At 45.1% G+C, this 13,237-nt stretch carries 10 protein-coding genes; 6 read left to right on the plus strand and 4 right to left on the minus strand.

Annotated elements, in window-relative coordinates:
• Positions 1–19: 19 nt before the first annotated feature.
• Both H6G08_RS05700 and dhaK read right to left on the minus strand, forming a co-directional pair.
• On the minus strand, positions 20–1,045 hold the full coding sequence (locus H6G08_RS05700) for a tRNA-dihydrouridine synthase family protein (protein WP_190539512.1): 1,026 nt from the start codon (positions 1,043–1,045) through the stop codon (positions 20–22).
• A gap of 63 nt (positions 1,046–1,108) precedes the next feature.
• On the minus strand, positions 1,109–2,182 hold the full coding sequence (gene dhaK / locus H6G08_RS05705) for a dihydroxyacetone kinase subunit DhaK (RefSeq protein ID WP_190539514.1): 1,074 nt from the start codon (positions 2,180–2,182) through the stop codon (positions 1,109–1,111).
• A gap of 204 nt (positions 2,183–2,386) precedes the next feature.
• Between dhaK and H6G08_RS05710 the strand changes: the two genes are divergently transcribed.
• Entirely contained in the window at positions 2,387–3,658 is a 1,272-nt protein-coding gene (locus H6G08_RS05710; RefSeq protein WP_190539516.1) for an acyl-CoA dehydrogenase family protein, read from the plus strand.
• Here H6G08_RS05710 and H6G08_RS37365 read toward each other — a convergent pair.
• The gene (locus tag H6G08_RS37365; RefSeq protein WP_242046080.1) at positions 3,614–7,768 is read right to left on the minus strand and encodes a PAS domain-containing protein; all 4,155 of its coding nucleotides are present in this window, start codon (positions 7,766–7,768) and stop codon (positions 3,614–3,616) included. The two genes, H6G08_RS05710 and H6G08_RS37365, sit on opposite strands and share 45 nt — an antisense overlap.
• 166 nt (positions 7,769–7,934) lie before the next feature.
• Positions 7,935–8,342 carry a universal stress protein gene (locus H6G08_RS05730; RefSeq protein WP_190539518.1) on the minus strand — a complete coding sequence of 136 codons (408 nt, stop codon included), beginning with the start codon at positions 8,340–8,342 and terminating at the stop codon, positions 7,935–7,937.
• Between the two features lie 90 nt (positions 8,343–8,432).
• Between H6G08_RS05730 and H6G08_RS05735 the strand changes: the two genes are divergently transcribed.
• The 5 genes from H6G08_RS05735 (at position 8,433) to H6G08_RS05755 (ending at position 12,776) form a co-directional block, all read left to right on the plus strand.
• Positions 8,433–9,635 carry a phosphoglycerate kinase gene (locus H6G08_RS05735; protein WP_190539520.1) on the plus strand — a complete coding sequence of 401 codons (1,203 nt, stop codon included), beginning with the start codon at positions 8,433–8,435 and terminating at the stop codon, positions 9,633–9,635.
• A 275-nt stretch (positions 9,636–9,910) separates the two neighbouring features.
• Positions 9,911–10,111 carry a hypothetical protein gene (locus H6G08_RS05740; RefSeq protein ID WP_190539582.1) on the plus strand — a complete coding sequence of 67 codons (201 nt, stop codon included), beginning with the start codon at positions 9,911–9,913 and terminating at the stop codon, positions 10,109–10,111.
• A 227-nt stretch (positions 10,112–10,338) separates the two neighbouring features.
• The gene (locus H6G08_RS05745; protein WP_190539521.1) at positions 10,339–11,577 is read left to right on the plus strand and encodes a GNAT family N-acetyltransferase; all 1,239 of its coding nucleotides are present in this window, start codon (positions 10,339–10,341) and stop codon (positions 11,575–11,577) included.
• Between the two features lie 27 nt (positions 11,578–11,604).
• On the plus strand, positions 11,605–12,054 hold the full coding sequence (gene ruvX, locus H6G08_RS05750; RefSeq protein ID WP_190539523.1) for a Holliday junction resolvase RuvX: 450 nt from the start codon (positions 11,605–11,607) through the stop codon (positions 12,052–12,054).
• Between the two features lie 149 nt (positions 12,055–12,203).
• Entirely contained in the window at positions 12,204–12,776 is a 573-nt protein-coding gene (locus H6G08_RS05755; protein WP_190539525.1) for a DUF3727 domain-containing protein, read from the plus strand.
• The last annotated feature ends 461 nt before the right edge of the window (positions 12,777–13,237 follow it).

Raw genomic sequence — 13,237 nt, forward strand, 5'->3', positions numbered from 1 at the left:
GTTCCACCTAGTTTTGCTTTTAGGGAACGCCTGCGTAGGGTGCTAAAGCTAAAGTTTTCGTAATATCAGTCAGGAGAAAGCGATCGCACAGGTTAAACAGTTCTACCTCGGTTTGGGTTTGTCGCATCAGCCGCAGGAAATGACCTTCAGCGTCAACACTCAGGGCAATATAGTTAAGGAACATTTTCAAGTAGCCTACGCGCGATCGCATTGGCATAGTTGACGCTGTGGGCGTTTGCCATAAACGATCAATATAGTTGCGTACCTCTACTAAAGGAACGGGCGCGATCGCTTCTCCTCGCAAAACCTGGCGAATTTGATGAAAAATCCAAGGATTCCCGATGGCCCAGCGTCCCACCATTACACCCGCAGCCCCTGTTTGAGACAGCACTTCCATAGCTGTTGTCGCCGAGTTAATATTGCCATTAGCCAGCACTGGACAATCAACTCTTCTCACCGCTTCGGCAATCAAATCATATTTCACTACCCCGTGGTACATATCTTTCACCGTGCGACCATGCAAAGAGAGCAAATCAATGCTGTGGCGATTGATGATATCTAGGATTTTGTCAAAGTTATCTGTATTTTCAAAGCCTACGCGCATTTTGACAGTTAAAGGGCGATCGTTGACTGCTTGTCGCAGTTCTCCCAAAATCCGCTCCACTTTTTCTGGTTCTCGCAGCAATCCACCCCCAACATTTTTGCGATAGATTCGCGGTGCTGGACAGCCCATATTCAAGTCAACTCCCGCGATATTATAGCCGCAGAGTTCCTTTGCTGTTCTGACTAAGTCGGGAATGCTTTCGCCAATCATTTGCGCAAAAACCGGGCGATCGGTGTCGTTTTCGGTGATTGCTGCCAAAATGTGACGATTGAGCCGTGAGGTATCATTGACGCGGAAATACTCAGTAAAGAAGTAGTCAGGACTACCATAGTGGGCAATCACCTTCATAAACCAGAGATTTGTCACATCCTGCATAGGCGCAAGAGCGGTGAGCGGTAGGTCTTTCTGAAGCGATTGGGGGAGCGATACCTGGGACGACATAGAGGTGAAGAGCGTTGACAAAGCATCACTTTATCAAAAAATCGTTAGCGCGATCGCTGTCCCCTAAATTCCCCAGCGTAAGCTTGGTGTTTTAACTGGTGCATCCCATAGCCGGAGCATTTCATCATCTAATTTTAATAGGGTAATTGAGCATCCTTGCATTTCTAAAGATGTCATATAAGAGCCGATAAGATTGCGGACGATTTGCAATCCCTGCTGGGCGCAGATTTGTGCTAGTTGGCGATAGACCAGATATAGTTCAGAAAGGGGAGTACCACCCATACCATTGACGAATGCTAAAATGCGATCGCCTGTTTGCAATGGTGGATCTGTTAATTCTACATCTACCCATTCGCCTTGATTTTCATCCCATTCCCTGACTGTACGGTGATAGCCTGTATCTTCAATGAGCGATCGCGTCAAAATTTCGGTAATCTCATCTGCGGATTGTAAGAGAATGCGTTCTCTACCGGGTTCGCCATGTATGCCGATACCAATTTCTAATTCGCGATCGCTTAATGTAAATGTTGGTGAACCTTTAGCGGGTACTGTACAAGAACTCAAGGCAATTCCCATACTCCGTCCATGCAAGTTTACCCGACGGCATAAATCGGCAATTTGCGGCAAATCGTAACCCTGTTCTGCTGCTGCACCGCAAATTTTTTCTGCTAATACTGTTGTGCCTACACCCCGCCTGCCCTGAGTATAAAGGCTATCCTTCACCGCCACATCATCATCAATCAAAATATTCAGCACCCGGATACCCTCACTGCGGGCTAATTCCGTCGCCATTTCAAAGTTCATCACATCGCCGCTATAATTTTTGACGATATAAAGGATACCAGCCCCGCCATTTACTTGCTGGGCTGCTGCTAACATTTGATCGGGCGTGGGTGAAGTGAAAACCTCTCCCGGACAAGCTGCATCTAACATTCCCCGTCCCACAAAACCCCCGTGCATCGGCTCGTGTCCGCTACCACCACCAGAAATAATGGCTACTTTTCCCTGTACTGGTGCATCGGCTCGATAAACAAAAGTAGGATCGTAACTCACTTGAATTAAATCGCTATGAGCCGCAGCCATACCTTGTAAGCTTTCTCGGACAAAGTCTTCTGGGTTGTTAATTAGTTTTTTCATAATTATTAGAGACGCCATGAATCGCTTCTGTACAATTGTTATTTGTCATTTGTTAGAGACGCGATGAATCGCGTCTGTACAATTTCAAGAGAATAAGAGTTTAAGAGAGTTATTGCATAAGTCCTAAATCTAACGAAACAATAACAGATATATTACATAAAGATATCTGCTCAACCATCCTTTGCTGACACAACAGAAGTAAATATGGTCACAGTTAATACATCTCCAGTCATATCTAGCAGTGATTTATTTTTGCGTGTCGCTGCTTTGGCTGCTGATTTTGCGACTCGCGTCGCAATTCACGATCGCGAAGGTTCTTTTCCTTTTGAAAATTTCGCCGCCCTTCAGCAAGCACAACTCTTGAATTTGACGATTCCCCAAGAGTTTGGCGGACAAGGTGTGGGATTTGCTACTGTTTGTCGGGTAATTGAAGCGATCGCATCTGGGGATGCAGCTACGGCATTAGTATTAACGATGCATTATTTACAACATGCTAATGCTGGACGTAATCGACGCTGGCCGGAAGCGATTTATCAACGGTTGTGTGCGGAATCGGTAGCAGGTATCGCTTTATTAAATGCGGCGCGTGTGGAACCGGAATTAGGTACGCCAGCAAGGGGCGGATTACCAGCAACGACTGCGGAATATACTGCTGATGGTTGGCTATTAAATGGTCATAAAATATACACTACAGGTAGCCCAATTTTAAGTTACTTTGTAGTTTGGGCACGCACTACAGAAGCAGAACCCCGTGTAGGTAATTTTCTCGTACCCCGTAATCTTGCTGGTGTCTGCATTCAAGACACTTGGGATCATTTGGGAATGCGGGCGACTGGTAGCCACGACCTAATTTTAGAAAATGTCTTAATTCCTAGAGATTATGCTTTGGATGTGCGTCCATTATCGGCTTGGTCATCTGCCGATCCCTTGCAATTAGCGCTTAATAGTCTATGGTTGAGTGCATTATATCAAGGCGTAGCCAAAGCAGCGCGAGATTGGCTAGTAGGTTATTTAAACGAGCGATCGCCTAGTAATTTAGGCACGAGTTTAGCCACTTTACCCCGCTTTCAAACAGCGATGGGGGAAATTGAAGCGTTATTGTATGCAAGCGATCGCCTAATTTACGGTTTAGCCAATGATATGGATGGCGGAAATTATGACAGCAGCGTAGGTTTACAGGCGCAGACTGTTAAATATATCACTACATCTAATGCGATTCGGGCTGTAGAAACAGGATTATCATTAATCGGCAATCCTGGTTTATCGCGCCATAACCCCTTAGAAAGACATTACCGTGATGTACTTTGCAGCCGCATTCATACCCCACAAAACGATGCGATTTGTTTAGCTTTAGGAAAGAAGGTTTTGGGTAATGTCAATAGTCAATGGTCAACAGTCAACAGTCAACAGTCAACAGTTAACAGTCAACCGTCAACAGTCAACCCCATTACACATAATGTCAAATATGACTTGTAACAATTCTTCAACATCAATGGGTTTAGAAATATGCTGTTGAAAGCCGGCGAGTAGAGAACGTTGCCGATCTTCTATTCTGGCGTAGGCTGTGAGCGCGATCGCGGGAATTTGCCCGCCTTTTTCATTTGGTAAAGAACGAATCTTTTGGATGAGGGTATAACCATCAACTTCAGGCATACCAATATCGCTGACTAACACATTTGGTTGAAAGGATTCCAGGGCGGCTAAAACTTCGGTAGCAGAGGTGACGGTGAGAACTTCGGCACCGTATTGAGTCAGCAGGGTGCTGCATAATTCACGGGTATCTGGTTCGTCATCAACCAATAAGATGCGAACCCCGGTAATATCTGCTGGTTGCTTGGTTGATTGACAAGGCTGGCTTTTTTGCAGATCAATATCTAGTAAGGGTAATTGGACTGTAAATTTTGCGCCCTTTCCCTCACCTTGGCTTTCTGCCCAAATCGTTCCCCCATGCGCTTCTACTAGAGAACGAACGATCGCTAATCCTAAACCCAATCCTCCATACTGGCGCGTAGTGGAAGCATCTTCTTGACGGAAAGACTCAAAGATATGGGGGAGAAATTCGGGGTTGATGCCTTTACCTGTATCGCTGACTGTAATTTGGGCAAAGTTGTCAACTTTTTCTAGGCGAATGTCTACCCGTCCGTTGTTGGGGGTAAATTTGATGGCGTTAGATAACAGATTCCATACAATTTGCTGAATTCTAGCAGCATCACCCGATACTCTCCCTACTGGTGATAATACGGGATATAACAAAATGGATTTGGCAACGGCTGCGGTGCGCATGGTGTCAATCGCGGCTTCAATTACAAATGCGAGATTGACGGGAGTGGCATTCATACTGAGTTTACCGCGCAAAATTTTGGCTATATCTAGCAAATCATCAATTAGTTGGGTTTGCAGCTTGGCGTTGCGTTCAATACTGGCTAGGGCTTGTTGGGTTTTGGTTTCGTCTAATTTGCGTGTTTGTAAGAGCGTTGCCCAACCTAAAATTGGGTTCAGGGGCGATCGCAATTCGTGAGATAAAATTGCTAAAAATTCATCTTTAATGCGGTTGGCGCGTTCGGCTTCTACTCTAGCTGTTTGCTCTAATTGTAATAAGCGATCGCGTTCAATTTCTAGTTGTTTTTGAGCTTCAATATCTGTTGCCGTCCCAAACCATTTGATAATTTCACCTTGCTCATTCTTTTGCCCAACTGCTTGGTGTAAGTGCCAGCGATATACCCCATCTGCTCGCCGCATCCGACCTTGGGCTTGATAGGGAGTATTCTTTTTTACAGACTCTAACCACTTTTGCGCCATCACAGGTACATCTTCGGGATGCACAACTTCTTTCCAGCCAACGGTGCGGGCTTGTTCTATGGTTAATCCTGTAAACTCCAACCAACGTTTATTGACATCAAGTAAGGCTCCTTGAGCGTTAGCTGTCCAAACTAATTGGGGAATTAGTTCTGCTAAACAACGATAGCGTTCTTCGCTTTGGCGTAATGCTGCTTCTGCTTGTTTGCGATCGCTAATATCCACCGTAGAGCCGACTACCCGAATTACCTGTCCTTGCTCGTCGCGAATTAAACAACCCCGTTCCCACACATTTACCCAATGCCCATTTTTGTGGCGCACGCGATATTCACCTTCATAAAGATGTTGGGAACTGCCAAATAATTTGGGTACTAGTGGTTGTAAACGGGCAACATCTGCGGGATCGACTAATTCTTGCCACCAACTAGCGCTAGCGGGGACATCTTCCGGGTGAAAACCCACCAAATCGAAGAGTTTTTCGGAACGATAGACTTCGTTGGTTTTTAAGTTCCAGTCAAATACCAAACCATTGACAGCGTTAGTTACCAAGCGAAAACGTTCTCGGCTTTCTTCTAGGGCTTGCTCTGAGAGTTTGCGATCGCTAATATTGCGCCAAGTAGCAATAAAACCATCAGCAAATTTTGCAACGCGGATATCAAATGCTCTGATTAAGCGCTTTTGTCCGGATTCTTCTGCATAAACCAAATCATCTTTAATGAGCGATCGCCCAGTCTCTACTACCTGACAATATTCATGAAATAAGCTGCGGTCATTATATCCGGGCAATAACTCCTCGCAAGTCATCTCATTGTGGATGCAGGCGGCATTATTGACATAATCTACCCGAAAATCAACAATTTCGCCTTGGTTGTTGCGTACAGCCTGGTAAATCCCAAAGCAGTCTAACATCGTTTCCACCGAGGTGCGAAAGCGGGTTTCACTGGCGCGTAATGCTTGAACCGCGCGGGTTTGTTCAATTAACGCCCAGACGCGCGCCCAAGTTGCTTGCAACAGTGCTATTTCATCATCGCGCCACACTCGTGGTATTTCCGAATAAAGCGTCAAACTTGCTACCCACTGCCCCTGATAAATACCAGGAACGCTGGCAAAGGCTCTCACGTGATATGGCTCATAATTGCTAGCAAAAGCGGCGGTGCGGGGGTCTTGAGTTATGTCTTCAATCGCGGCAAACTTACCAGCAGCAAAGGTGGCTTGAAATTCTGGGGTGATATAATCCGACAAGGAATAAGCACCAGCCATACTAGGGCCATTTGGGCACCAATCTCCCTCGATATTAATTAGACCCTGTTGCCAATCAATCTCGATCCAGGTACAGCGATTCACTTGGAAATATGTACCGAGACTGCTGAGAGTTTCCCACACCATTGCTTGAGCATCTGTGAGTTGTCGCAGCCGCCCTTCTAGCTCATTGATAAATCGCTCGTTAAGTTCTTGGCGTTTGCGTTCAGTAATATCCTCAGCAATACCTGTAAGCCGATATACTTTACCTGAATCATCGCGAATGGGAAAACAGCGATCGCGTACCCAGCACACCCTACCATTAGGTAAAACAATCCGATACTCTTCGTCAAATCGCCCCGCAGCCGCTTTCGCTTCAAATGCTCTCTCTGTGGCTTCACGGTCTTCTGGATGTAAGAAATTCACCCAGTTTTGTTGATTATCATATAACTCTTGGGCGTCCAATCCCCAAAGGCGGTTATAAGCTGGGCTAACGTAGCTAATTCGGCGGTCTGGGAGTTCAGTTACCCAAAATACCGCCTGAATATTTTCTGCTAGCTGGCGGAAGCGTTCTTCACTTTGGCGCAAAGCTACTTCAGTTCGTCTGCGTTCCGCTAGTTCATTCTGCGCCTGTTGATAAAGTTCCGCTTGTTGGATAGCAATACCTACTTGAGTAGCTAATTCTGTGAGTAACTCAACTTCTAAGGCTTGCCATTGTCGGGGAGCTTGGCAATGATGGGCGATTAACATCCCCCACAATTTACCATTTTGTAAAATTGGGACTACTAGGTTCGCCCTAACTTGTAACTTTTTTAACAGTTCAACGTGACAGATATCAATACTACCATCGTAAATATCTGCTTTCTGTGTCACTTGTCCCTGACGGAAATATTCCACATAGTCTTCATTGAGACAAGGATCATGTAGTGAAGTAGAAAGCAGGGAAATCCAACCTGCACCAACAGATTCCGTCACTACTGTACCCCAGCCATCGGACTGCAAGCGGAAAATCAAAACCCGGTCAGTCTGGAGAAACTGCCGCACCTGGGACACAGTTGTTTGCCAAATTTCTGCTAAATCGAGGGATTGATGGAGTTTTTGAGTAATTTGCCAGACTAAACGCTCTCGTTCAATACGCTGTTGCAATTGCGTGCGTAACTGCACAGCTTCAATTGCGCCATTTACCGCCAGTTGTAACCCTTCTGGGGTAATTTGCTCCTTCACCAGATAATCTTGTGCGCCGGCTTTCATCGCCTGGACTGCGATCGCCTCATTACCCTGCCCAGTTACCATAATTACTGGTAAGCAAGGCTTTTGTGTCAAAGATTGTAAGCGATTGAGAAATTCCAGCCCATCTAAATCGGGTAATCGATAGTCAAGTAACACCACATCGATTTGGTGCTGCTGCCATAGCTCTAACCCTTGTCGCCCCAGTTCCGCCTCGAAAATATTGTAAGCATATTCGCGATCGCGCCGTAAATAGCGCCGATAAAGTTCCCGGTCTTCTGGGGAATCATCAACAATTAACAGGATGCGCCCGGTTTGACACATGATTAATCATCCAGATAAGCAGGGAGCAGGGGGGCAGGGAGCAGGGAGCAGGGAGCAGAGGGGCAGGAAGCAGGGGGAGCAATAGCAAATGACAATTGACAATTGACTCTTGCCCAATGCCCCATGCCCAATGCCCAATGCCCCATGCCCAATGCCCAATGCCCCATTACGGCACAATCAAAACTGGACAAGGTGAAAGATTAATCACGCGGGTAGTGACACTATCTGTTGCACCTTCTTCAGTTAAACCTAAACCGCGACAACCCATAATAATTAAATCTGCCCCAATTTCGTCAGCCACATCACAAATGGTAAAAGCTGGTTTTCCTTGCTTCTCCAGAACTTCGGCGGGAATTCCTTGTTGCTCAAATAAGGCGCGGGCACTTTCGAGTAATTTTGCAACTACCTCCGGTGACACCATAGGATCGGCGCTGGGCGCTTCTGCAGTTGGTTCTTCCACCACGGATAGTATTACCAAACGACTACCATATTTTTGGACAACGTTGGTAACCACATCAGCTGCTTCCCTGGCTTCGCGACTTTGATCGATGGGAAATAAAACTGTCTTGAACATATCTCTCACCTGCGTACCCCAGTCTCCGGTAAAATCTGGATGGTTATACTTTCAAAACAATAACAAAAAGGCGATCGGGAGGGTCTGGCTGTGTCCAAAAAAACTTTAGCAAATTTATCTGCGGCTGAGATATCTGGTAAACGTGCCTTAGTACGGGTGGACTTTAACGTGCCTGTTGATGATAACGGTAACATCACAGACGACACTCGGATTCGGGCAGCTTTGCCAACCATCCAAGATTTAACGCAGAAGGGCGCTAAGGTAATTCTAGCAAGCCATTTTGGTCGTCCTAAAGGTGTGGATGACAAATTGCGTTTGACTCCAGTAGCTAAACGTCTGTCGGAATTACTGGGACAAGAAGTGGTAAAAACTGATGATTCTATCGGTGATGAAGTAGCTGCTAAAGTTGCGGCTTTAGAAAATGGCCAAGTGCTGTTGTTAGAAAACGTCCGCTTCTACAAGGAAGAAGAAAAGAACGACCCAGAATTTGCGCAAAAACTGGCAGCTAATGCCGATTTTTATGTCAATGATGCGTTTGGTACTGCACACCGCGCCCACGCTTCTACTGAAGGTGTAACTAAATTCCTCAGCCCTTCTGTGGCTGGATATTTGGTGGAAAAGGAATTGCAATATCTGCAAAGCGCGATTGAAAGTCCCCAACGTCCTTTGGCAGCAATTATCGGTGGTTCTAAAGTTTCTAGCAAAATTGGCGTTATTGAAACCCTGCTAGAGAAATGCGACAAGCTCATCATCGGCGGTGGGATGATTTTCACATTCTACAAAGCCCGTGGTTTGAGTGTTGGTAAGTCTCTGGTTGAAGAAGACAAGCTAGAACTAGCAAAATCTTTAGAAGCTAAAGCCAAAGAACGCGGTGTTACTTTCCTGTTACCTACAGATGTAGTCGTAGCCGATAAGTTTGCGCCTGATGCTAATGCGGAAACCGTCAGCATCGAAAATATCCCCGATGGTGGTATGGGTTTAGATATTGGCCCAGACTCAGTTAAAGTGTTCCAAGAAGCTCTTGCAGATTGCAAATCAGTGGTTTGGAACGGCCCTATGGGTGTATTTGAGTTTGATCAATTTGCTAAGGGTACAGAAGCGATCGCTCATACTTTAGCAGAAATTGGCAAAACAGGCGCTACCACCATCATCGGCGGCGGCGACTCTGTAGCGGCTGTAGAAAAAGTCGGTTTAGCCGAGCAAATGAGCCACATCTCCACCGGCGGCGGCGCTAGCTTGGAGTTACTCGAAGGCAAAGTACTACCCGGTATCGCTGCTTTAGACGAGGCATAATAAATAGGGCATTGGGCATTGGGCAAGAGTCAAGAGTCAAGAGTCAAGAGTCAAGAGTCAAGAGTCAATTGTCAATTGTCATTTGCTATTGCTCCCCCCTGCTCCCTGCCCCCTGCCCCTCTGCTCTCCCTAGCCCCTAGCCCCTAACCCCTAGCCCCTATTCCAAAGAACCATTACACTTCATTGCAAAATAAAAAGTAGGGCAAAACAACGTGATAGGTTTTGTTTTATGGAAAACACTGCACCCGACTAATTAAAGGAGAATACCAGTGGCAATGGAATCAAATCTCTTAACAGACACAAGTGTAGTCAATGAAGATTTTAGCGAGTATGTAGCCCACCTCCAGCTACACATGACTTTACAAGCTCGCAATCTGGTTCCACCCCTGAAGCAAAATCTTGAAGATAGCCGAGATCAATTACTGCATCAAACCCAAGCACACTTTGAAAAGTTGGCTTCTCGCCAAGGTTTGTAAATTATCTAAATCTTAAATTAAAATTTACGTAGAATTAAAGCAGATATTGTTGATTAATGCTATGAGTGTTATCATCAAATCTGCTTTTTTTATTTAATTTACGTATTTCTTTAAGAAGATCGCTCTTTTGGATAGCTAGCAAATGGCGGAAAGCCGCTAATATTATTATTACAGCACTTACTCAGCAAGAGCAGTTAATTAAGGCTTAATGGCGGCTCGAAACTAAAATGACTTCATTACTTCCTCGAAATCTCAGCGTTATCATTCGACCAGTCCAATACCGGGATCTGGACGGGATCGAACGCCTAACTCAAGAGTCATTCGCAGCCCAAACCCCTAAAGGAGCAGGTTCTGCCACGCGCCAAATGCAATGGCTGCGACGCTGGTATGGCTTTTTGAAATTTTTAAGTTGGTTCCCTAACCCGTTACAATACCTGTTTTGTTCCTATGTGGCAGAGCAAGGGCGATCGCTCTTAGGGATGATTCAAGTATCGCCGTTTAACCGCACGCGCAGTACTTGGCGGGTTGATAAGGTAATCCTTGACCGAGCTACTGACAAGCAAGTAACTGGTTCCCAGCTTTTACGCCATTGCTTTGAGTCGATTGTTGAGGCGCGTACTTGGGTACTGGAAGTTAATGTCAACGATTTAGAGGCGCTAGCACTATATCGGCAAAATGGATTTCAGCGTCTAGCGGAAATGACTTATTGGGAAATTGAACCCCAATTATTAACCGAATTGGCTCACGCTGAACCAGATTTACCGAATTTGCTGCCAATTAGTAATGCGGATGCCCAATTGCTCTATCAACTAGATACAGCATCTATGCCGCCTTTGGTGCGTCAGGTGTTCGATCGCAATACCCGCGACTTCAAAACAAGTTTGTTTGGAGCCTTAAGCGATGCTGTGAAGCAATGGGTGACAAAAACCGAAGTAGTCAGTGGTTACGTATTTGAACCCCAACGCAAAGCCGCGATTGGACATTTTCAGGTGCAACTAGATCGCCAGGGAATTACCCCCCACATCGCCACGCTGACAGTTCACCCCGCCTATACTTGGCTATATCCTGAGTTGCTGTCGCAATTAGCGCGGATTGTCCAAGATTTTCCCCAGCAAGGCTTGCAACTGGCTTCTTCTGATTATCAACCAGAGCGAGAAGAGTATTTAGAACGTATTGGTGCTAAACGAATAGAACATACTCTAATCATGTCGCGCTCGGTTTGGCATAAACTAAGGGAGTCGAAATTTGTCTCTTTAGAGGGAATTCAATGGCCGGAAGTATTGCAAGGCTTACAACCTGCACGTAAACCGATCCCAGGGGGTATGTCATGGACGCAACAACTCCAACAGCGATCGCATGATATCTCATTACCCACAAAATCTGAACCTCCCGCTTTTGGTAATAAACCCGCGAATATCGAAGCATCTTCCCCGCCAGAATCAGCAGATACACAGCAACAGCAGTAAGTCATACCTTAGGAGCAACCATAGCCATTGATTTCAGCATTAGGATTAGATTTAGGGCGCAAGCGCATTGGCGTAGCAGGTTGTGATGGTACCGGCTTAATCGCTACGGGGATCGCCACCATTGAACGCGCATCTTTTGCCCAAGATGTGGAGCAACTCAAACAAATCGTTGAGGAGCGCCAAGTGCAGGTGCTAGTAATTGGGTTACCTTATTCGATGGATGGCTCCTTAGGCTTTCAAGCCCGTCACGTGCAAAAGTTAGCTAATAGGCTGGCGAAAGCGCTCAATTTACCGATGGAATATGTGGATGAGCGATTAACCTCATATCAAGCAGAGGAATTGCTCAAAGCGGAAAATCGCTCGCCATCACGCCACAAAGCCTTAATTGACAGAAAAGCCGCCGCCTTAATTTTGCAACAATGGCTGGATACTCGCCGCGCTCAATCTCGCAGTTCGGCGGTAGCTGTTGAGTATTGATACCTTTTAACATGATATTCTGAAAACTGTTACCCGGCAGTTGTATATAAAACTCAACCTGTTTATTGAGATATATTTCATTAAATAGTTGAGCAAATGCAAATTTCACATTTGCTGGTAGTTATAAAAAAAGTTTCCACACCTCGGCTATGTTTTCTTCTCCATTTTCCGACGACAACGATAACGATCGCACTGGCTCCATCAGTTTAACTGACGAAAAAGGGCGCAATCTCGATTGTTATATTGAGCATTCCCTGGAAGTAGATGGGCAAGAATATGTTTTACTACTACCCGTCGATTCACCTGTAGAAATTTTTGCTTGGCAAGGTGAAGATGAGGAAGAAGAAGCTGTTCTGGTAGAAGACGATCTCACAATTGATAAGATTTTTCCTACAGCCCAAGCTGTCTTATCCGAGCAGAATTTAATCTTAAAAAATACTGCTTATGCTCTCACCGTCTCTGGTGATTTACCCCCTGTAGAAGAATCTGAACTCTTCACTTTAGAAATTGAGGATGATGAAGCAGATTTAGAACCAGAGCAGTTACAACTTCTAGCTAGATTCTACGATGAAGAGCAGGAATACGCCATTTACACCCCCCTCGATCCCCTGTTATTTTTTGCCCGAATCGCTAAAAATGGACAGCCGCACCTCCTTTCTCCAGAGGAATTCCGCAAGGTACAACCATTGCTAGAAGAACATTTGTTTAATGAAGTTGAATGATAGATAGCAAAAAATAATTAAATTCCTGAATGATAGCTGTTGACTGTTGACTGTTGACTGTTGACTGGTTTAAAAGCCTTTTATTGTCAAGGTTTTATCTTAGCTTGATGTCTTAATCTATCTGGCTACAGCTATATAAATTGCGAAAAAAACTTTTTTGGCAATAATTAAGGAATATATGTTGGCTGGTTAGGCAAATTTAACCATCGCATCAGTCATAGGTTTGGGATTATCCCAGCCCTAACATTTGCGATCGCTTTTTTTATTCCCATCACCTTATTCCTGAAGCGATCGCATTTATTTAAAATCAGAGAATAAATTACTGCTTGGCAAGGTTACCAGGCAAGCTATATTCTAAAAAAACTAGGTATTTGTATTTTGTGAAAAGTTATCATAGCACAAGTGTGCTTTGTTATTTATGACAAAATATAAATTATTTGTTGTAGAAATTTACAAAGTAA

Source organism: Calothrix anomala FACHB-343 (assembly GCF_014696435.1).
GTDB lineage: Bacteria > Cyanobacteriota > Cyanobacteriia > Cyanobacteriales > Nostocaceae > Aulosira > Aulosira anomala_A.

Excerpts from the sequence above, each read along its gene's own strand:
- H6G08_RS05700 (WP_190539512.1), bottom strand. The coding sequence starts at position 1,045 with ATGTCGTCCCAGGTATCGCTCCCCCAATCGCTTCAGAAAGACCTACCG.
- dhaK (WP_190539514.1), bottom strand. The coding sequence starts at position 2,182 with ATGAAAAAACTAATTAACAACCCAGAAGACTTTGTCCGAGAAAGCTTA.
- H6G08_RS05710 (WP_190539516.1), top strand. The coding sequence starts at position 2,387 with ATGGTCACAGTTAATACATCTCCAGTCATATCTAGCAGTGATTTATTT.
- H6G08_RS37365 (WP_242046080.1), bottom strand. The coding sequence starts at position 7,768 with ATGTGTCAAACCGGGCGCATCCTGTTAATTGTTGATGATTCCCCAGAA.
- H6G08_RS05730 (WP_190539518.1), bottom strand. The coding sequence starts at position 8,342 with ATGTTCAAGACAGTTTTATTTCCCATCGATCAAAGTCGCGAAGCCAGG.
- H6G08_RS05740 (WP_190539582.1), top strand. The coding sequence starts at position 9,911 with ATGGAATCAAATCTCTTAACAGACACAAGTGTAGTCAATGAAGATTTT.
- H6G08_RS05745 (WP_190539521.1), top strand. The coding sequence starts at position 10,339 with ATGACTTCATTACTTCCTCGAAATCTCAGCGTTATCATTCGACCAGTC.
- H6G08_RS05755 (WP_190539525.1), top strand. The coding sequence starts at position 12,204 with ATGTTTTCTTCTCCATTTTCCGACGACAACGATAACGATCGCACTGGC.